Origin of the sequence: Coprococcus sp. AF19-8AC, assembly GCF_003603115.1 — a bacterium.
Classification (GTDB): domain Bacteria; phylum Bacillota; class Clostridia; order Lachnospirales; family Lachnospiraceae; genus Coprococcus; species Coprococcus aceti.
The window spans coordinates 17,569-38,580 of the sequence record NZ_QTMI01000003.1 but is presented as its reverse complement, the minus strand read 5'-3'; the positions used below and the strand labels follow the sequence as shown (position 1 = coordinate 38,580).

The following is a 21,012-nucleotide window of genomic DNA, read 5'->3' as shown; positions in this document are numbered from 1 at the left end:
TGCAATTTATATCACTTTGTTGCGCAGATGTATAGTGCAGCCGTTTTATTATGGTGGTATTAACTAAAATAATTATATTTTCTGCAATTGACTTGTAATATAACCGACCTTTTTTTATTCCTTTACAGAAGCCATTTGTGATCTGCTCAAGATCAACCTGAGCGTTGTAGCCGGATTTGTGTACAGCAAGATCACGGAGGCACAGAAGGATCAGAAGGAGCTCGTAGTCCAGGTGGCATCCAGGGATCTGAAGAGCCGAATGCCGGAGTATGAACTGATCAGGATCATCGGTATACTGATCGATAATGCGCTTGAATCGACCGCCCCATTTGGTACTGCATATCTGTACCTGGACAGCAGGCAGAACCAAATAGAAATAAGAACAAGAAACAAGGGTTCCGTCAAAACCAACGAATTCCGCCAGAATATGTTCTCACCGGGATATACCACCAAAACCGGAGACAGACATGGCCAAGGTTACGGCCTCTACAACCTGAAAAAACTGACCGACAAGTACAATGGTAAAATATATCTCGACACGGTAAATACCGACCAGGGAGACTACATACAGTTCGACGTCATCGTATAAGGACAGCAAAGCGCCGTCCGGTCACCAGACCAGACGGCGCTTTTTTGTATTTGCTATATATTATACTTATGCTACTCTGCCAGCTTGTTGAGCTTCTCAACAAGTGCTGTCTGGAGAGCTTCAAGCTTTGCATCTGCATCATCAAGGCTTGTTCCCTTGATTCCGTAGTACAGCTTAATCTTTGGCTCTGTTCCTGATGGACGTACACATGCCCATGCGCCATCCTCAAGGTCGTAGTAGAGAACGTTGGACTGTGGAAGTCCTGACTCTGTGACCTCTCCGGTGGCAAGATCTGTGATCGTGTTCTTCTCGTAATCACGAACCTTGAGAACTTTGAGTGTATCGATCTGAGTAAGTGACTCAGCTCTGAGTGAGGACATGATCTTGCGGATCTTCTCTGCTCCTGTAACACCCTTGAGCGTTATTGTGTAGAGGCCTTCCTTGTAATATCCGTACTTCTCATAGAGATCAAGCATGTGATCCCACAGAGTGATTCCCTGGCTCTTGCAGTATGCAGCAGCCTCGCAGAGACACATAACTGCAACCGGAGCATCCTTGTCTCTTGCGTATGTTCCAACGAGACATCCGTAGCTCTCCTCCATACCCATTACGAAATTGTATGAATTATTCTGCTCGAAAAACTTGATCTGCTCACCGATGAACTTGAAGCCTGTTAGAACCTCGATGAGGTTGACATTGTAATCTGCAGCCAGTGGATCAGCCATATTTGTGGTTACAATAGTCTTGACCATGGCCGGATTCTTTGGCATGAGACCGCATTTTGTTCTCTCTCTGAACTGGTATTCAGCGATTATAAGTCCTGACATATTTCCTGTAAATGGCATATACTTGCCTGTCTTTGTATCGAGTGCGTATATTCCAAGACGGTCTGCATCAGGATCTGTAGCGAGAACTATGTCCGCATTCTTCTCCTTTGCCAGCTTGAGGGCAAGCTCAAATGCCTTTGGATCCTCTGGGTTTGGATACTCAAGCGTTGTGAACTCAGGGTCTGGAAGTTCCTGCTCAGGAACAATGTATACGTTTTTGAAACCAAGCTCGGACAGGACTCTCTTTACAGGTACAAGACCGGTTCCGTGGAACGGTGTGTATACGATCTTGATGTTCTCTGACTGCTCCTTGATGATCTCAGGATGAATGATCTGCTTCTTGAGTTCCTCCATATACGCGTCATCTATCTCGGCACCTATGATAGTGAGAAGGCCCTTGTCAAGCGCCTCCTGCTTATCCATGGTCTTTACTGTATGGAAATCTGTTACAGCCTTAACCTCTGCGATGATCTCTCTGTCCTTTGGAGCTGTGATCTGCGCGCCATCCTCCCAGTATACCTTGTAACCGTTGTACTCTGGTGGATTGTGGCTGGCTGTTATAACTATACCTGCTGTACATCCAAGCTTTCTGACTGCATATGAAAGCTCAGGTGTAGGTCTGAGTGACTCAAAGAGATATGACTTGATTCCATTTGCACACAGGCAGAGAGCTGCTTCTGCTGCAAACTCTGGAGAATACTTTCTTGAATCGTATGCTATTGCCACGCCCTTGTCCTGCGCATTCTGCTTCACAATGAAGTTTGCAAGACCCTGTGTAGCCTTGCGGACGGTGTAGAAGTTCATTCTGTTGGTTCCCGCGCCTATCACACCTCTGAGTCCACCAGTTCCAAATACAAGATCACGATAGAATCTGTCCTCGATCTCAGCCTCATCATCAGCTATGGCTGCAAGCTCCTTCCTGGTGTCCTCATCGAAATAATCATCTGTCATCCAAAAATCATATGTGTCTCTGTAACTCATCTTTCTACTTCTCCTTCTTTTTTCTCATTTAGTATGCCCTTTTATGAACGTTCTGCTGTTTGAGCAATCACTGCTCAGCGCTTCCTATTTTTTCAGGAATTCTAGTGGATCTCCCTCAGCCAGAAAATGTGTCATGAGGTATGCTCCTCTGAGCGACACCTGTTCCTCTGACAGGATTCTTCTGACCTCACCTCGGTCTGCGAGTATGACCTGTATGTCCTCTGTGCTCTCCTTGCTGTCGAGATTTGGTGTTCCTGTAACTGTTCCAAATACAGCACTGCTCATCTCATCCGTAAATCCCGGGCCCATATAGAATGGCCTTCTGTAGAGTTCTTCTCCGCCCTCATATACATCAAGGGTAAGCCCTGTCTCTTCCTTCATCTCCCTGACTGCTGCCTGCGCCGGAGTCTCATCTCCATCCACCAGTCCTGCAGGAAGTTCATATATATATGTATCGAGTGGGTATCTGTACTGCCTTATGAGCACCAGCTTCGGCTCATCTTCCAGCTTAACTCCATATATAACTATTCCTTCCGGTTTTATATCGTGGGTCTTTATCTTGATGTCGTTCTCTTTATTCCTTGAAGCAAAGTAATAATTGAAGTCTTTTCCAGCCGTGTCAACCGCATCTATATGATAGAGGTTGAGGAACGGATTGTCTGTGAGTTTTTGTACACCTTTGTATTTCTCTTTCACTTAATCACATCCCTTCTGTGTATTTTAATGTATTCAGCCGACCATACATTCGCAAAACCGCACGGTTCCCGTGCTCTTTCGCTGCTGCGCTGAATATTTACCTTTATTCAGCCGGCCATACATTCGCAAAACCGCACGGTTCCCGTGCTCTTTCGCTGCTGCGCAGCTATTTTGCTCATTGTATGGGGCGGTGACTCTATTCGAGTCACCACAGGATAAGAACACCTGATTCTTACATGCAAGCATGTCGAATCCGCTGTTCTTATCCTGCACGGCTGAATATTTACCTTTATTCAAAATTAGCATAGTTTTTACAATATATCAAATTCTTTTTTAAGTAATTTTATCATTTTTTAGCTATTTTTAATGCTTTTTAGTATATTTGCGTCATTTTGCCATATTTTTCTATGTGATTCCTGGTTTTGATGCAGCTATGTGCCTCCTGATTCTGAATATTTTTTACTCAAAAAATCCGGGCACTTTAATCTGCCCGGATTCCAAAAATGTTATGCAATTTATACTCTACTGATTCTCTGTCGATACCAGTTGATATTCTGCATCTCTCAACCTGCAGTAATAAAATGTCTGTCCAGCCTCCTCTGTGTAGGTTTCAAATACTCCCGTAACGATCACCTCACTCTGGTCCGCCGGGTAATCGCCTGGATATACTGCACCTCCACCAAGTTCAAATTCAAGCCCCTGACTGCAGCATGCCAGAGCGTCGGCTATGAGACAATAATTATAATATTTGTCGGTTATTGGATAATAGGATGCATAATACTTTCCTTCTATCCTTATCGTCTTGCCCTCATATTCCTCAGGTTTTGACATCATCTGATATACCGTCGCATATACAAGATCGCTTCCCATAAGTGTGAGATCCACATCCACACCCTCAGACTTGTATTGCGCTATAACTGAGCTGTCTCCATTCACGACCTGCCCATATGTTGGTTCTGATGTCGCCTCAGTTACAGATGCGGATTCTGTCTCTGTCGTGGTTTGCATCTCTGTTGTGATCGTCGTATCTGTTGTGGCTCCCGCCGACGACTTGCTTTCCACATCACCATCGCCTGTTTTCTGATTAAGCACCTTATCCACTGCATTCTGTGTGTTCAAACGACTGCCCGCAGTCTGAGATGCTCCACCACAGCCTGTGACAGTCAGCAACATACTCAGCACCAATATTGACATAATCAATCGCTTAAATCTGTGTCTGCATCCATGCATTCTTCTATTTCTATTCATATACATATTCTTATCTCCTCATCACTTTCCCTGCTATACTGTTAAATGCAAATATAACCATATCGCATGCAACGATCGTAGATCCTACCGGTGTTGAAAATAATATGGATACCAGCATGCCGGTCAAAGTTCCCACAACTGACAATACAGCCGAATATAATACCACTGACCTGAAACTATACATAACTCTCATTGCCGAAAGTGCAGGGAATACCAGAAGCGCCGTGATGAGCAGGGAGCCCACCAGATTCATTGCAAGCACTATTATCACAGCGATTATCACCGCCAGCGCCAGATTATATGCCCCTGCATTTTTCCCGATTGCCCTGGTAAAACTCTCGTCAAATGTGACTGCAAATATCCTGTTGTAGAACAAACAGAAAAACGCTATTACACATATTGACATAACTATACACAGCCACACTTCTCCCATTGTCAATGTCAGTATGGATGTTGAACCAAACAACGTTGAGCACACATCGCCAGATACATTTGCTGACGTGGAAAATACATTCATTATCAGATAACCTACGGCTAAAGCACCGACAGACATCATAGCTATCGCGGCATCCCCCTTAAGCTTCGCATTTTGTCCCGACATAAGTATGAGAATTGCAGCAGCCACAGTCACCGGCATCACTATAATCGTGTTGTTTGTCAGTTTCAGAACAGATCCTACCGCCATTGCTCCAAATGCAACATGCGAAAGTCCATCGCCGATAAATGAAAATCTTTTCAAAACCAATGTTGCACCGAAAAGTGACGAACACAATGCTATAAGAATACCAACCACAAGAGCATACTTAACAAATGGATACTGCATATAGTAAATTAACTTATCAACAAGCTGCACTCTGTCCACCACCTTTCTCATATTCTACCGAAATGATGTTCCAATATCTGCTGTTCTTATATTCCTCTCTGCTGCCCCAGAACGAGCCCCCATGATTCATATGAAGCACATGTCTGGCGCAATCTATTGCCCTCAGATCATGTGATATCATGATCACTGCCACACCATTTTCATTTAACTGCTGTATCATCTGATAGAACTGTGCCGTTGCGACAGGATCAAGGCCAGTTACCGGTTCATCAAGCAGAAGAAGGTTCTCAGTTGCACACAGGGCTCTCGCCAGAAGGACGCGCTGCTGCTGTCCTCCCGACAAATGCCTGTAACATTTCCTGCGTATATCCCACATTCCAAGTCGTTCAAGCTGAGATTGCGCAAGCTGCTTTTCCTTTCTGCCATAAAAAGGACGTGCTCCGCACTTAGGCAGCGTTCCCGACAAAGCCACCTCCCATACAGTCGCAGGGAAATCCTTCTGCACAGGTGTCTGCTGCGGCAGATAGCCTATATCACGCGATGTCAGATCATCGCCAAACTTTATCTCTCCTGAAACCGGTTTCAACAGGCCAAGCAGAGTTTTTACCAAGGTACTCTTTCCCGCTCCATTCTCTCCAACTATACAGAGATAGTCTCCCTTGTCTATACTGAAATTAAGGCCTGACGCAACTGCTCTTCCGTCGTACCCGACTGCCAGGTCTTTGCACGTTATATATGACATTTGTTTTCTCCTAAAAATTTAAATTTGTTTTATTGTTCAGCAATTAATTCAATGCCTGAGAAAGTACGTTCAGGTTATCTTCCATCACGTTCAGATACGTCTCACCATCAGCTACAGCCTTTGCAGTCACAGACTGCATCGAATTCATCGTCAGGATCTCCTGATTTTTCGAATCTGTTGTCTTCTTTATCGACTCTGCTATACTGTGATCTGCACCCTCTATCGTCAGAATAACCGGAAGCTTTAACTCATCCACCTTCTGCGCAAGGAATGTTATCGTCTCAAAACTTGCCTCCGACTCAGCACTGCATCCCACAAATGCAGCATAGTAAGTAAGGCCATAATCATCCGCCATATATCGGAAAGGGAATCTGTCGCCAAACAGAATTGCCTGACGTTTTCCCTTAGAAACTGTTAGTTCGTACCTTCCATCAAGATCATTGAGTTCATCAACGTACTTGCCTGCATTCTCCATGTAATCAGATTTATTATCTGGATCAAGTGCCTGGATATTATCCGCCAACACATTCGTCAATGCCACTGCGTTCTTGAGTGAAAGCCATACATGTTCATCATACTCCGGGCCTTCCTCTCCTTCCTCTTCTTCCTCTGCCTGCATGCCTGGAACTACCTCTTCCTCTTTGACTGCAGTTCCCAAAGCGTCAAGCATATTTACAACCTTCATATCCTTATTAGTCGCTTCTTTCAGGGCACTATCCACCCAGCCATCAGACTCACCGCCAACATACACAAACATATCTGCGTCAGCTATCTTTGCTATATCCTCTGCAGTTGGTTGATAACTGTGAAGATCCATCCCCTGATCGAGCAGCATAGTAAGCTGAAACTTGTCGGAATCACCGCCTATAATATTGCGGATCCAGTCATACTGAGGAAAAGTCGTACATACAATGCTGTACGCCGCAGCATTTGCCGCATTTTCAGGCACACTGCCCCCTTTCTGATCAGAATCTGCTGCCGTCATTGATGCTCCGCAGCCACAAAATGCTGAAACAGTAAGTACCGATGCCATAACAAGGCCAAATATTCTATTTTTCATAATGATCAATAAACCTCCGAATTGATTGATAAAATTGACAGGCATATTTTGATGCCTATAATTGGGTAAATTTAATAAACTGCCTCTAGATCAAAAACACCAATAATAAGTATTCGCCCTTATCTTTAGATGTATTTCCAGACGCAATTCTCAGTCAATATCCGTACTTTAAATCAATTCAGCAATTCCACCTTCAGGGAAATGAGCGTATCGGTACAATACTCGTGGGTATACACCAATACAACTCCAAGTGTGAACACACTTAAGAACGCCAGGAACACTGGCGTAGTTGACATTGTCTTTATATTTGAAAGGAACTGTGCAGCCTGCTGCAAATGCATACATATAGGACATTCCTGCCCCGTACAGTCATGCTCCACATTGCGCGCAATATAGCCGTAAGAGAAAAGTACTCCCGATACAAAGAACACTATAAGAATCCATGACATTATTCTCTTTTTACTCATTCTGCACACCTCCTTTTCATTGTAGGAATTTGGGGATATATAGTTTTCGTTGTGACCGTAACGATACAATCCCATCTGTAACAATCACGTTTAGTTTAGACTACAGCGACTCCACAACGCCTCTGACAATCTTTGCAAATACCACATATCGACGATCTGTCACAGTCGATCATAAATCCATACCTCTCCTGAACTCCTTTAGCTATGTGATTCATGGTATCGCGGTCAATATGTATGACTCTTCCGCACTTAACACACTGCATATGAAGGTGTTCGTGACAACTATGATCAGCCTTTTCCATTCTATACATACTTGAACCACCATCAGCACTCTGATACTTTATCAATTTGTCCTGGGTAACCATGCGGTCAAGATTGCGATATACAGTTGTTGTATTCGCATCTATGCCATTCTCATCCAAATACACACTTACATCAGCCGCGCAAAACCCTCTGTCCTGCCTCTCTGCAGCAAATGCCTCTATAGCCTGACTTATTCTCGTTTTATACTCCCTCGCCATAATATTCCTCTTTTTTGAATTTGCAAGTCATTTGCATTTTACTGTATCATAAATGGCTTTTAACTTTATGTCAACACTTTTTTATCACTTTTCCAGCACTACTATCTTGTTAGATATATTGCTGACAAATGGTATTTTGCCAATGACTTTATATACCGGTATGAACTCAGCCATTCCTTCTACAAGACTGTGCTGTTCTATGTATCTGTATTTCGGTATGATCTCCGCCAGCTTCTTTCCATTTGGCACGCCCCAGGAAAACCTGGCATGGCTTCCATGGATGGATTTCTCCTTAATATGCTTTGCCATGAACGGAGCCATAGTCTCTACGAGCACCGTAGCATGAGTAAATTTCCTGTCTATTATGTCGAATATTTTCTTCACATCAGCTTCTGTGAGATACATCGTAAGCCCCTCTATGATGACCAGCACAGGTTCACCTGCATACTCTACCAGGTCTGCCCATTTGCCGTCCATGGCGGATTCCGCTATCTGGTACACCGGTCCGTCCTCCTGCAGAAACTTTGCCCTTACAGTCATGGTCTCCGGGAGATCAATGTTGTACCAGCCTTTATATTTACCCTCATTTCTATAGCAACGGGTGTCAAGACCACAGGCGATATTCACAACCACAGCACCCTTGTGCTTTTTCAGGTATTCTGATACAAGCTTATCAAGAACTATAGTTCGCGCTATAACTCCGCTTCCCATTGCCAGATCCTTGTCCGCCAGTGAAAAGTCATAATCCAGGCTGTCAACTATCTCTATAGCCTTGCCATCGTATATGACATGATCCGGCTTTCTTGATTCTTTCGCCCTGGCATAGAGTGTCTGGAGCATCGTCTCCGGGACTCCCGTTATGTCTACCTTTGATCTGCTTACTGTATTGTTCTGTGTGCTAACCATTTTCTCATTTCCTCCTGCTTTTTAATTGTGCAAACGTATGAGACGTTTGCGTGCTTCACAACATGTCGTCAAGCGCAGCTTGATGACCTGCGCGCACATCAGTGCGCTTCCTCTGCCGGAATCCTCCCACTTACGTGGGCCCCTCCTTATGAAATATAACATTTGTCATGTTTTGTTATGTTCATAAAAATAAGAGGTTCATCATCGATGAACCTCTTTCTTTAAACTCTCTATCAACTTTTCTGTACCGCCTGTGGCATGAATGCCGATCTTTTCTGTCAGATACATTTTCTTCTCCACGTCTACATCCTCGTTCAGTATCGCCATGGCTCCCTCAAGCCGCATCTTAGCCAGCACGCGAACCAAAGTCTCATCCGGCTCGCATCCAAGCTGCGATCTGTAATATGCCGCAAATGAATGTCTCATGAACTCCTCAACCCTCTGGTGATAATTCTCATAGCAGCTGCCGTCAGCGCCATGCATGATGATCATTACCTCTTCCCTATGTGTCAGAAGGAATTGCATCATGATCTTGTCTGCATCCACGCCCGTGCCGGGGTTCTCAATCTCCCCCTTCATAAGTTTTCCAAGCATAGCTTCATATTGGTTCACAAGCGGTTCAAGTATCGCCTTGAACAATGCCTCCTTACTCTCAAATGAAAAGTAGAAGGCTCCGGTGGTAACTCCCGCACTATTGCATATCATTCTAAGACTTGCCCTCTGGTAACCATTTTTAAGGAATTCCTCTTTACCTGCTTTTTTCAGTTTTTCTATCGTTTCACTGCGCTTGTCGTTTTCCATAACATATGTTATGTTAGCACAAGCTAACTAGTCTGGCAACATATTTTTGAAAGTTATCTCTATTTGCCATCCAGGTATCTTCGCACCGTCTCAAGGCCGCCGAGTGGCACGCAGAACTTCTGGTCATGATTCTTACATGCCTCATAAGTGTCCTCAAGATCAAACCAGCACACGCCGTCAAGCTCTTCCTTCTGTATTATCAGATCTGCTATGTCCACCTGTTTCTGATACACGAACACAAATGCCACCTCGTTGTCCCTGAACATTTTGCCATGAAATTCCTTCTCATACTGTATTCTAAATGTTCCCGCAAAATCGAGGTCTTCATTTTGGGCATTTATGCCCAGCTCCTCACCCAGTTCTCTGAGTGCCGACTCCATCGGTTCATCGCCTGCCTGTATATGTCCGGCAGAGGAAGTGTCATACCTTCCGGGAAAAGAATCCTTATCCATCGACCTCTTCTGCAGAAGAACCTTATACCTTCCATTCTCTTGCTTCGCTATCCAGATATGGGCAGTCCTGTGACATATGCCTTTTGCATGTGCCTCGCTCCTCTCCACTTTGTCTCCGGTAGGGTTGCCCTGTTCGTCGCATATATCAAAAAGTTCCATTATAGTGTACCGTCCTTATTCATTCATACATGAACCATTATTGTTTATCAATTCCGATTTGTAAAGCAAACAGCTAACATTTTTCTACTATTCTACACTTTGTATACTTTTATAAACGTTTTATAAAATATCAGTAATTGCACTTGATATTGATCACTTTTTAGAATATTCTCAGATCACTATAAGTTACTAAATAAGTCAGCTCTAATTGACACTAACATTATTGAATGTTAGAATTCTTGTATGATATGATTATGGTAACCTTACCATGCGAAATGGGAACTTTAAGAGATGGGTGTTCTACCATATAAAACAAATGAACAATTTTAATATGGATGTTCTACCATACAAAATGGAACAATTTTATGGGAGCCCTACCATGCAAAAAGGTTTTTAAGAGCTGTGCATTTTAGCACAGCTCTTTTATATTCTCAGAAAGGCGATAATGGATATCCTTAATTTTTACTATATTGATTTAAAATACATAAGAAATCTGTCTCGTGCAGATGACAACGTAATGTCAGTCTCCCCTCAGGTAGGTAAGGAGAAACGACCATTTCTTGGAATAATCATTCTTATAGGTGGTCAGAAATATTGCATCCCCCTTACCTCACCCAAAAAGAAATTTGAAAATATGAAAAGCCAGATTGATTTCATCAAAGTATTTGACCACAACAGCAAGTATCCTGAGTATTCTTCTAAAATCATAGGAATTCTCAATCTAAACAATATGATTCCAGTTAACAACTCAGTTATATCTAAGGTCAATCTGAAATTAAACCCTCACGATACCCCAGATAAAACAAAACGAAAGATTCTTATTCAGAAACAATTATCCTGGTGTCGGGATCATTCCATGTGTAGACTTTAATAAACTTGAGCACATTTTAGCCCAATACTCGGATGACTAAAATTCCTACACCACCAGCCTCGCCTTCGCCCTGCCGGTTCTGTCCTTTTCCACCACGATCTGCTTGTCAATCTTCTCCTTGAGTTCAGTCACGTGTGATATTATTCCCACCAGCTTTCGTCCCTCGGTCACGCTGACCAGCGCTTTGTATGCCTGTGGCAGAGTCTTTTCTGTGTCCAGTGAGCCAAAGCCCTCATCCACAAACATCGTATCTATCTGTATGCCGCCAGCCGAAGCCTGCACCTCATCAGAGAGTCCAAGGGCAAGGGAGAGTGATGCCATAAATGACTCGCCCCCAGAAAGAGACTTAACGTCTCGTCTGCTGCCGTTGTAATGATCCACAACACAGAGGTCAAGGCCGATCTGGCTCCTCTTGTCACTGCTGTCCGTCACACGCCCCAGCTCATACTGACCATCTGACATCTTCAAGAATCTCAGATTTGCACGCTGAATTATCCTGTCAAAATACGACATCTGTATATATGCCTCAAGGTTTATCTTATTCTTGCCGGATACATTTCCTGAGGCAGTGTCATAGAGCGACTTCACGCTTACATATTTCTTTTCTTTTGCCGAAAGCTCATCGGACTTTATGCTTATATTCGCCATCGCCGTTTCATTTGCACGGATGCGGCTGTTTCCATCCTGCATGAGAAGCCTGATCCTTCCCAGCTCATCTCTCACTGCGGTTTTATCTTCCTCAAGCTTAGCAAGTTCGAGCTTCTCTGCTGATTCCAGAGTGTCTGTCAGAGCCTTTATCTGCCCCTCCAGCGTCTTAATATCCTGGATCACAGCATTATATCTCTTCTCAGCGGCGTCAAATGAATCCTGCAGTTTCTTTGCTCTGCCAAGAATCTCGTTCATCTGCGTTTCCGCCTCACTCCGATTCCTGAATCTGAGCCCCGCGGCCAGTTCTGTCGCCTGTTCTCTGTCTGAGACAACCTTTGCCGTGAGCGCCGATATATTTCTCTCAAGCTCCGCCAGCTTCACCTGCATCCCGGCAAATGCTTCTTCCTCCTGAGGAAGTTTTGTAGCAATCTCATTCCTTCTGCTAACCCTTTTGCGTTCAGCCTCGATCTGTCTGTCTGTATCGGCAATCTTCTCATTATAGTATCCAATATTCTTCTCAACCTTTTCCGGCAGACCGTCTATATCCTCCGGATCGTCAAATTTCCTTCCAGCCTGCTCAATAATGCTGTTTCTGATCTCCATGACACTGGCAAGCTTTACCTTTGCATCCGTAGCACTGGCATTTGCCCTGTCGCGGGCTTTGTCAGCATCCTTCTTCGCGTCCTCTAACTGTGCATCTGTCGGAGCCTCCTTTGGCAGCGATGCAAGGAGTTTGTGCTCCGTCGCACCACACACAGGGCACGCCTGTCCCTCCTTCAGATCCTTTGCAAGGATTCCCGCCTGGGCATTCCTGTAGAGCGTGCTCATATGCTCATACATATCCTGCTTTCTGGTATACATCTCATTATCAAACAGATACTGCTTCTGTGCTTTGTCCACCGCCTGCTTTCTTCTGCTGTATTCCATGAGCAGTCTGCTTATGCCATTCAGATAGTCAACAGCGTCAGCCATCTTCTCCCTCGATGCCGTGATTGCAACTATTTTCTCCCCCGCATCCGCAAGCTGTGTCTGTTCCAGTCTCAGCTTTTCTATGCCCTTCTGTTTGTCTGTCACAATCATTCTGCCCTTCTCTGCCTGTTCATTTTGCCTTTGTAGGAGCTGTTCCTCGTCTGCAATATTTTTTCGCTTCTCGTCCAGTTTCTCATAGTTTGGAAGCTCGTTATTTATAACTGCTGCCTGCCTTTGGAGCTCTTCCGTTTCTGGGCGCGCTTCCTTTGTCCTGTTTAACTCTGCCTCAGCAGCAGTTCTGTCATTCTGTACATTTGCAAGCTCCAAATGTGCCTTTTCAAGCTGCACTCTGGCTTTCTCTGTCTGCTGTGCCTTGCCTATCAGCGTGTCAAGTTCCCCGACCCGGGTCTCAAGTGTACCGATCTGCTTTTCATATGAATCTGTTCTTGCCTTCTCCGTTACAATAAGCTTTCCGATGAGTGTGATCACCTCATCAATCGGCATCTGGCCGTCCTTTGCTTTCTGGACACCGATCCCCAGCGGGTCATCCTCTCCGAAGACTATCCCGGATATATACTGCTCTATACTCTTCTTCATATCGTCCCGTTCACTCTGAAGCTTTCTCGTCTCATCCTGAAGACGCTTCTGCAGAACAAAATACCTTGATGTGTGAAAAAGCTTGCTGAATATCTTCTGTCTGTCCCCGGACTCCGCCACCAACAGTTCCTTGAACTCACCCTGGGCAAGCATGGATATCTGTGAAAACTGCTCTCTGTCCACACCCAACAATTCCTGAAGATATGAATTTACCTTCGTTCTGTTGGCAATGACCAAGTCATCCGGCAGATACAGTTCTGCAGCCGCATCCTGCAGGGTAGTTCCCTCACCTTTTTTCTTACGTCTCTCATAGGAAGGATTTCTTTTAACTCTGTAAGTCTTCCCCATATGATCAAATGTCAGTTCAACGTAGGTATCTGTGTCCACATCGGCATACGTTGATCTCATCATCCTCGCATCACGGCTCGCTCCGCTCGGCTCATCATACAGCGCATAACAGATGGCATCGAATATCGTGGTCTTTCCCGCACCTGTATCCCCAGTCACAAGATACAAGCCTTCAGCCCCAAGCTGGGCCATGTCAAGCATCTGGACTCCCGCATATGGTCCAAATGCCGACATAGTAAGATTTATGGGTCTCATCACCAGGCCTCCTTCCATACAGAGTCTATAATATTCTGAACAAAACTCCTCTGTTCATCGCTCATTTCCTGGTTGTTCTGCTTCTCATACAACTCTCCAAACAGATCTATAGGCTTTTTCCCTTCAAGCACAGCACCATCGTCTATCGTCTGTGTCACACGGGTTCTGGTGTTGTCGTATCCAAGCTTCATCACATTTGGATAGACCGTTCTGAGTTTTCCCAAAGCATCCGGCACGTCATCCTCGTCCGTGAGAACCACATACAGATAATCATCCACAGCCGTCCCCTCATAGTTTCGCCTGTCCATCAGCTCGTCAAATGTTCCCTTTACCTCGCGCAGCTCATGCATCGGAACAAGCGGAACAGTCCTTATCTCTATTTTCTTGTTCTCAGGGATGTCAACAACTGTCACCGATTTGGTGTGGTTAGCCTCCGAAAGTGAATACTTAAGCGGTGTTCCACAGTATCTGACAGTCTCTCTGCCCACCTTCTGCGGCCCATGTATATGCCCCAGCGCCACATAGTCAAATGAGTCAAATACCGACACATCCACATTGTCCAGACCGCCCACATTCTCCTCCGACTCCGAGCGCACAGCCCCGGTCACGAACTGGTGGGCCACAAGGATATTTGTAACCTTCTCATCAACATCCATGTGCTCCACCGCCACACGACAGGCATCCGTGTAATCCTTTATATCATCCGCCTCATCAGGGAACACCGCTCTGACCATTGCCGGCTTCACAAATGGCAGCATGTATATGTTCACCATCTGTCCTTTTCCATCCTCCAGCTTATATGGTCTGACCACCCCATCTCCCATCATGGCTATCTGTGCCGAATCATATACCGGCGATATATGGATTCCACTGAGATCAATCAGACTTGATGCAAATGCCAGCTTGGCCGCCGAATCATGGTTGCCGCTGATGATATATACTTGCAGCTTTCTCTTTGCAAGCGAAGTCAGGAAGCTGTCCAGCAGTTTCACCGCCTCCTCGCTCGGCACAGACTTATCATATACATCCCCGGCTATGATGACTCCATCCGGCTGCTCATCATCGATGGTGCCCAGTATTTCTTTTAATATATACTCCTGATCCTCCAACATAGAAAATTCATTTACACGCTTTCCTATGTGAAGATCAGATAAATGGATCAAACGCATATACACTTCCCCTTTAAACAAAACATTCGTTGAAATAATTATAACATCACCGACAATATATCCCAATTATGTTTATCTTAATTTCGTTGATTTCGGTTTCTCCGCTACATGAAATACCATATTCGTCATATACTATGTAATATAGCACTTGTTTTCATCGGAGAATCCTTAATGCAAATAAAATCCAAACTCAACCTTTTCCGCTTCATCTTCATATCGATCCTCGGCGTCCTGCTCCACTTCACATACGAATGGTCGGGCGACAATCCTGCTGTCGGCCTGTTCTCAGCCGTGAACGAGTCGACCTGGGAGCACCTGAAACTCATATTCTTTCCCATGCTCCTCCTGACTCTGACCGAATCTCTTTGGGCGCATATACAAGAAAAGCCCCTGCCGGAAAATTTTCTTCCGGCAAGGACTATCGGTATCCTATCAGGTATGGCATTCATTGTTGTCGTGTTTTACACACTAAACGGTGTACTGGGCAGGAATTATGAAATTCTGAACATCGCACTTTATTTCGCCGGGGTTATATATGCACTGCGAACCGAGAACAGATCAAAATCCAGACAAATGTGCATAAACGACTACGTTTCCATGACTATCCTGGCAATTCTCGCGGTTGCATTCTTTGCATTTACCAACTATCCGCCTGAACTGGGGATATTTGCGGATCCTACAGCAGATTAACCACACACATCAAAAGCACCACCTGCATTACAAGTATAAGTGGCACTCCAACCGAGAAATAATTCTTCCTTATCTTATGCCTGAACACCACCATTCCAAGCAGAGCACCGATACTTCCACCGGCAAATGCCATACCGAGAAGGACCGCTATGGGGATCCTGTATCCTCCCTTGACCGCTCTGTATTTGTCAATTCCGAACATGACAAATGTTATAACACTCACTGCCGCAACGAACCACAATGTCCATCTGTATTCCACAAACACATTCCAGAATGCAAAGTTCCATTTGCCCGCAGGTCTAAGATTCCAAGTCATGAACACCGCAAGCTCTATCACACACACGCACACTGTGAACACTCTCAGCATCATATTTGTCTTGGATGCAGTCCTGTCACACAACGCAAATGCTATTATCATGCCAGGGGCACCACCGGCAATGGCTATGATCCCCAGCAGAACACTGAGCGCCTTATGGCTTGTTCTCCTGCGTCTCGCAGCCGTCACTCCATCAAGGACAGCTCCCAGTATATTTATACATATCAGATATATGATCAACTTATCCATTATATATACCCACCTTGTCTACTGACATTGTATACATAGTTCCACTCTCCTATATACTTCTACTGATCTGCGATGAGCACCTGCGGCTGAACCTTTCTGATGTTCCCCGCTCTGATAAATGCTACCACAGAGAATAACACGCTCATAAATACCAATGGTATAACCAGTGATATCACGCTTGTACTTAAATTAAAACTGTATATTCCAAATGATTCAAATCCTGCCTTGAAGAATGGCTTGCTGACGATAAGTGCCAGAACTATACCAAGCAGCGAACCCACAACTGCCGTCACGATAAAGCGGACCGCAAGCTGGCATCTGAGTCTGAAGGATGTAAATCCAAGTGCCTTATATATTCCGATATCCTTCTGCTCACGCATGAGAACCTTGCCACAGACGATTATGATCGTGACTATCACGAATACAGCCCCCAACATATATGTGAGCAATGTGAGTCCCTGTATTGCAATGTTGACTGTACCCGCCACTCCTTCAAAATCATCCTTTGCTGAATGTATTGAATACGTGATGCCCTGATTATCGCCATATCTCTTATCTATCTCCTGGATTATCGCATCACATTCATCAGTATTGTCAAGATCATAACATATTCCTTTGCCGCTCCATTCCTCTTCATCTGAACTGCTTTTGGCAGCTCCACTGACACCAGACTCACTTACGGTCTCTTCGTGGGCAAACTTACTATATGCAGCCTTACTAATTGCAAAGTTCTTGCCCATATCATTTGCCGAATCGTATATGCCGGATATCACCATCTTCCTTGCCACGCCGCCGCGCTTGACTGTGACTGTGTCACCTACGTTCATGTGAAATCCATCAGCCACATACTGGGTTATCAGCACTTCATTGTCATATGTGCAGGTTCTTCCCTTTCTTATCGTGTTGATCATATCAGGGTCCTCCACTATATAACAATACATCTGCACATCATCGAACAGAAGGTACTCGCTGAACATTTGATATTTTCTATACGCTGTGTGTTCTGATATAACATTCTCTATATCCTTCTGCGTATCCTCATCGACAAACGAAGCAGTCAGGTCATACTTCGTGACTGAAAACATATCCACCAGCATATTCTGTGAATTAAACCAGCGCATCATATCATTCATAAGTATCATGAACATGGCAAGTATAGCAGTCACTATGATGGCTGCGGCATACTGTTTCTTCTCAGATATAAACTGTCTGTATGCAAGACTCACACCAAGTTTCTTGCCTGAGACCGGAAGCTTAAGAACGCTTGAGAAATGCACACTGTCCCGTCCACCTCTTATCGCCTTTATAGGTGTGGCCTCGGATATTCTCCTTGTCTTCAACATGATAAATGCTGCTACCAGAAGCAGTATCGCCAATATGACACACAGCACAAGTCCTACATTAATATCAGACGGAACTTCAAGTCCTGAAGAAGATCTTGTGGCACTATTTATAATTTTTAGTATCGGAATGGCCAGTGGTATTCCAGCAAACAGTCCAGCCGCCACAGTGCACATATACCCGGCAAGCAACGCCAGCTTCACCGATGCATTTGTCATTCCGACCGCTTTGAGTATTCCTATGTTAACAAAATCCATCTCTATGCTGCTGCCGATGTTGTGTCCTAGGACTATCATAGCCGCCACCAGAAGCAGCACAACAAATATAAGCAGCACCGCGGAGAATACCTTTGTCATAAGAAGCATGTAACTTCCCGCCTGCTCCTTTGATAAAGTTATCCAGCAATATGACGCGAAATCACTCACATTATTCAGTTCTCTCTCAAACTCCATCTCCGTAAGGTCCAGGCCCGGCTTTTTATCTATTATGATAAGCTTTGACAATTCAAAGGATCTCTTGTCATCTTCCAGTCCGCTTCTATTATCTTCCGCAGCCTTTGCCTTGAGATCCGCAAAATCCTCATCTGAGATCAATATCGTCTTTATTCCCATGACCGAAGATCCCATATATGGATCCTCGAAAAATGACGCAACTTTGAAGGTATAAGAACCATTATCATTGCCCAGCTCGACTGTATCACCAATCTTGCAGTCATACATACCTATGAAACTGAACGGCACACTTACCTCACCTTTTTCAAGCCGGCGATCTGTCATTTTGTTATCCACATCATACTGATCATATGTGAGCACGCTGTCTGTATCATTCAAAACGAAGCTGCTGTTTCCGCCTTTTCCATTGCAGTCCTTAAGCAGCAGATATACAACATCTGCTGCTTTCACTTCCTGCACCGCATCACATTTGCCAATATTCTTTATTATCTTGTCTGCACTTGTTCCATAGGCATCCAGCCTGTTCTCCCCATAAAGTGCGGCAAGCATACCTCCATAACCAACCTCTTCCATAGCTTCCGAATCATGTCTTATGGAATTCGTGTAATAAGAAAGCACTGAACAGAATGCCAGAGAAATGATAAGCATGAGCACGAACACACTTATATGCACGCCCTTGTTCCTTCTCATATTTCCTCGAAGCACCATCATGATATATCTCATCCTTTACCTCCTACCACTGCATGGAACCAAGCCATGCATCTATCTGGCTCTCACGTCTCTTGCGGTCTTCTTCAATATATTGTGACAGCTTCAGCTCACCTATGATCCTTCCGTCCTCTATGTAGATGATCCTGTTCGCCCTGATGGCAGCTCTCACATCGTGGGTAACCATGAGTATGCTCTGTCCCTCCACGTTGAGCTCGGTTAGAAGATCCAGCACATCCTGGGTATTTCTACGATTTAATGCGCCTGTCGGTTCATCCGCGAAAAGGATACCCGGACTGTTGATGACCGCTCTGGCAATAGCTCCCCTCTGTGCCTCTCCGCCAGACACCTGTGCAGGAAGTCTGTCAGCAGCACTTTCTATATTCATATTCTTTATGAGTTCATCAGCCCTGTTCTCAGTCTCTTTTGTGCTCGTATTCTTATTCATATAACCCGGCACAAGTATGTTCTCTCTAATGCTGAGGTTGCTCACAAGATGTATCTGCTGGAACACAAATCCAAACTCATACACCCTGAGTTCTGCCATGCGTTTCTCTTTGTATTCTGTTATATCCTCGCCATCATATATGACCTTTCCCGAAGTCGGTCTGTCCATCCCCGACAAACTGTAAAGCAGTGTGGATTTTCCTGAGCCTGACGCTCCCATGATGACTGTAAAATCTCCCTTATAAATATCCAGATCCATGTTGTTGAGCACATGGTTCTGCACGCCCTCACTGGAAAAGCTTTTGCAAAGATCTCTTGCCTGAAGTATTATATCTCCCATTTTTCTCTCCTTTTATAGTTGTAGCACGGTGGGGCGTTCAGACATCCTCTACGGATCTTCACTTCGCCACCGTGCTACAACCATACCACCCTATTTATTAACAAGTCCTTAACAAACTTTTCTTGCTGCAAAATATAACACTGCTTCCAGGCCATCGGAATGATTTACAAGTTCCACATATCCGCCCATTCTCTCCATGAGATAGCGGACAATAAACAGTCCCAGGCCCGCTCCAGGCTCATCACCGGAGTTTTCCCCTCGATAAAACTTCTCATATATGAACGGCATATCCTTATCCGGGATTCCTGTTCCTTGATCCTTTATCGACAATCGATATACTGCATCCGAACCACTTACATGCACATTTTTTGGAAGTTCTTCTGGATCTATATATCCAGTGGTAATACTTATCTCCGTGTCTCTGGCATACTTAGAGGCATTTGACAGTATATTTTCTATCACCTGAACCACTCTTCCCGAATCTGAATGCTCAAGCACTGCCTCGGTTATATCTCCATTCACCACGATATTCATACCAAGTCCTATATCTGACAGGATCTGTTCCATCAGAGGTTTTATCTCAACCTCATCACTCTTCACCACCAGTCTGTCCAGATCATGCAAGGAATGAATAAACATGTCATTCGTTATGGATGTCACCTCATCACATTTCTTCATGATGACCGACGCATATCTCTCCCGGCGCTCCTGCGTGGCATCCATGTTCATAACCAACGCCTCCGCATATCCCCTTATGGATGCGATCGGAGTCTTTATATCATGTGACAATGTGGCTATAACAGTCTTGTTGTTCTCTATCGCTTCCTGCTCCCTCCGCCTGGCATGCATTATCTCAGTTCTCATATGGTCAAATGCCCACGTGAAGCTTCCGAACATATTTACCCGTCTGTACTTAAGCTCGGTGTCCATATCACCTGCTGCCAGATGTGATGCATAATCCTCCAGCTCGTCAAATGGCCTGAGAACACACACGTATATGTACAGGAATAATACAATCACAACACACAGGACAACGATATACATGATCACTATATTCCTAAGTCCTGACTTGCCGGTATCTAGCTTTTGTTCCCTGAGTTCATTCATTACAGCGTCAAGCTTTTCGTCAGCATCTGTGGATCCCGAATCATACAGTTGTTTCACTTCATTCAGTTCCACTATATACTGCCCATATTCATCATCTTTTATCCGCCGTGTCTCGTCCTGCTTCTCCCTGTAGAACAGCCAGGCAAAAACTATGGTTATGGCGCACATGAACACGATCAGCATTTTTATTATATTGCTTCTTACTGAATGTCGTTTCATATAAACTCCCTATA

At 44.6% G+C, this 21,012-nt stretch carries 20 protein-coding genes; 3 read left to right on the top strand and 17 right to left on the bottom strand.

The genetic code is table 11. The features are described 5' to 3' along the window. The first annotated feature begins 178 nt into the window (after positions 1-178). On the top strand, positions 179-589 hold the full coding sequence (locus tag DWX57_RS08390) for an ATP-binding protein (RefSeq protein WP_243106202.1): 411 nt from the start codon (positions 179-181) through the stop codon (positions 587-589). A gap of 71 nt (positions 590-660) precedes the next feature. Here the strand turns inward: DWX57_RS08390 and DWX57_RS08385 are convergent, their stop codons facing one another. The 11 genes from DWX57_RS08385 to DWX57_RS08335 all read right to left on the bottom strand — a co-directional run bounded on the left by DWX57_RS08385 (position 661) and on the right by DWX57_RS08335 (position 10,272). Further along, positions 661-2,397: a phospho-sugar mutase gene (locus DWX57_RS08385; protein ID WP_117550309.1), complete on the bottom strand. Its 1,737-nt coding sequence runs from the start codon at positions 2,395-2,397 to the stop codon at positions 661-663. An 84-nt stretch (positions 2,398-2,481) separates the two neighbouring features. Continuing rightward, positions 2,482-3,093 carry an NUDIX hydrolase gene (locus DWX57_RS08380; RefSeq protein ID WP_120123618.1) on the bottom strand — a complete coding sequence of 204 codons (612 nt, stop codon included), beginning with the start codon at positions 3,091-3,093 and terminating at the stop codon, positions 2,482-2,484. Between the two features lie 522 nt (positions 3,094-3,615). Beyond that, positions 3,616-4,341: a hypothetical protein gene (locus DWX57_RS08375; protein WP_243106201.1), complete on the bottom strand. Its 726-nt coding sequence runs from the start codon at positions 4,339-4,341 to the stop codon at positions 3,616-3,618. A gap of 10 nt (positions 4,342-4,351) precedes the next feature. Next, positions 4,352-5,215, bottom strand: a complete 864-nt coding sequence (locus tag DWX57_RS08370; protein ID WP_055280263.1) for a metal ABC transporter permease — start codon at positions 5,213-5,215, stop codon at positions 4,352-4,354. Continuing rightward, positions 5,181-5,906 carry a metal ABC transporter ATP-binding protein gene (locus DWX57_RS08365; protein ID WP_117550303.1) on the bottom strand — a complete coding sequence of 242 codons (726 nt, stop codon included), beginning with the start codon at positions 5,904-5,906 and terminating at the stop codon, positions 5,181-5,183. Before DWX57_RS08365 ends, DWX57_RS08370 begins: the two co-directional genes overlap by 35 nt. A gap of 43 nt (positions 5,907-5,949) precedes the next feature. Next, positions 5,950-6,966: a metal ABC transporter substrate-binding protein gene (locus DWX57_RS08360; RefSeq protein WP_120123615.1), complete on the bottom strand. Its 1,017-nt coding sequence runs from the start codon at positions 6,964-6,966 to the stop codon at positions 5,950-5,952. A 173-nt stretch (positions 6,967-7,139) separates the two neighbouring features. Then, complete coding sequence (locus tag DWX57_RS08355; protein ID WP_120123613.1) at positions 7,140-7,433, bottom strand: hypothetical protein; 294 nt, start codon at positions 7,431-7,433, stop codon at positions 7,140-7,142. Between the two features lie 95 nt (positions 7,434-7,528). Next, positions 7,529-7,954: a Fur family transcriptional regulator gene (locus DWX57_RS08350; RefSeq protein ID WP_015534691.1), complete on the bottom strand. Its 426-nt coding sequence runs from the start codon at positions 7,952-7,954 to the stop codon at positions 7,529-7,531. 84 nt (positions 7,955-8,038) lie between these two features. Then, positions 8,039-8,860 carry a class I SAM-dependent methyltransferase gene (locus tag DWX57_RS08345; RefSeq protein ID WP_120123610.1) on the bottom strand — a complete coding sequence of 274 codons (822 nt, stop codon included), beginning with the start codon at positions 8,858-8,860 and terminating at the stop codon, positions 8,039-8,041. Between the two features lie 201 nt (positions 8,861-9,061). Next, positions 9,062-9,661 (bottom strand): TetR/AcrR family transcriptional regulator, encoded by a 600-nt coding sequence (locus DWX57_RS08340; RefSeq protein WP_120123607.1) that lies wholly within the window; start codon positions 9,659-9,661, stop codon positions 9,062-9,064. Between the two features lie 59 nt (positions 9,662-9,720). After that, positions 9,721-10,272: an NUDIX hydrolase gene (locus DWX57_RS08335; RefSeq protein WP_120123605.1), complete on the bottom strand. Its 552-nt coding sequence runs from the start codon at positions 10,270-10,272 to the stop codon at positions 9,721-9,723. 445 nt (positions 10,273-10,717) lie between these two features. Between DWX57_RS08335 and DWX57_RS08330 the strand changes: the two genes are divergently transcribed. After that, the gene (locus DWX57_RS08330; RefSeq protein WP_120123602.1) at positions 10,718-11,143 is read left to right on the top strand and encodes a type III toxin-antitoxin system ToxN/AbiQ family toxin; all 426 of its coding nucleotides are present in this window, start codon (positions 10,718-10,720) and stop codon (positions 11,141-11,143) included. A 45-nt stretch (positions 11,144-11,188) separates the two neighbouring features. Here the strand turns inward: DWX57_RS08330 and DWX57_RS08325 are convergent, their stop codons facing one another. Further along, positions 11,189-13,960 carry an AAA family ATPase gene (locus DWX57_RS08325; RefSeq protein ID WP_120123600.1) on the bottom strand — a complete coding sequence of 924 codons (2,772 nt, stop codon included), beginning with the start codon at positions 13,958-13,960 and terminating at the stop codon, positions 11,189-11,191. Next, positions 13,960-15,129, bottom strand: coding sequence for an exonuclease SbcCD subunit D (locus tag DWX57_RS08320; protein WP_120123598.1), 1,170 nt, complete (start codon positions 15,127-15,129; stop codon positions 13,960-13,962). Before DWX57_RS08320 ends, DWX57_RS08325 begins: the two co-directional genes overlap by 1 nt. Before the next feature lie 171 nt (positions 15,130-15,300). On the opposite strand from DWX57_RS08320, the gene DWX57_RS08315 reads away from it, so the two are divergent. Then, complete coding sequence (locus tag DWX57_RS08315; protein ID WP_120123595.1) at positions 15,301-15,819, top strand: DUF6512 family protein; 519 nt, start codon at positions 15,301-15,303, stop codon at positions 15,817-15,819. Here the strand turns inward: DWX57_RS08315 and DWX57_RS08310 are convergent. The 4 genes from DWX57_RS08310 to DWX57_RS08295 form a co-directional block, all read right to left on the bottom strand. Continuing rightward, positions 15,806-16,384, bottom strand: coding sequence for a DUF1294 domain-containing protein (locus DWX57_RS08310; RefSeq protein WP_120123593.1), 579 nt, complete (start codon positions 16,382-16,384; stop codon positions 15,806-15,808). The genes DWX57_RS08315 and DWX57_RS08310 overlap by 14 nt on opposite strands. 59 nt (positions 16,385-16,443) lie before the next feature. Beyond that, a complete protein-coding gene (locus DWX57_RS08305; protein WP_120123591.1) occupies positions 16,444-18,900 on the bottom strand; it encodes an ABC transporter permease in 2,457 nt (818 codons plus the stop codon). Positions 18,901-18,910: 10 nt separating this feature from the next. Next, positions 18,911-19,672 (bottom strand): ABC transporter ATP-binding protein, encoded by a 762-nt coding sequence (locus tag DWX57_RS08300; RefSeq protein ID WP_120123588.1) that lies wholly within the window; start codon positions 19,670-19,672, stop codon positions 18,911-18,913. A gap of 108 nt (positions 19,673-19,780) precedes the next feature. Beyond that, positions 19,781-20,998 (bottom strand): sensor histidine kinase, encoded by a 1,218-nt coding sequence (locus DWX57_RS08295; protein ID WP_120123586.1) that lies wholly within the window; start codon positions 20,996-20,998, stop codon positions 19,781-19,783. Positions 20,999-21,012: the final 14 nt, after the last annotated feature.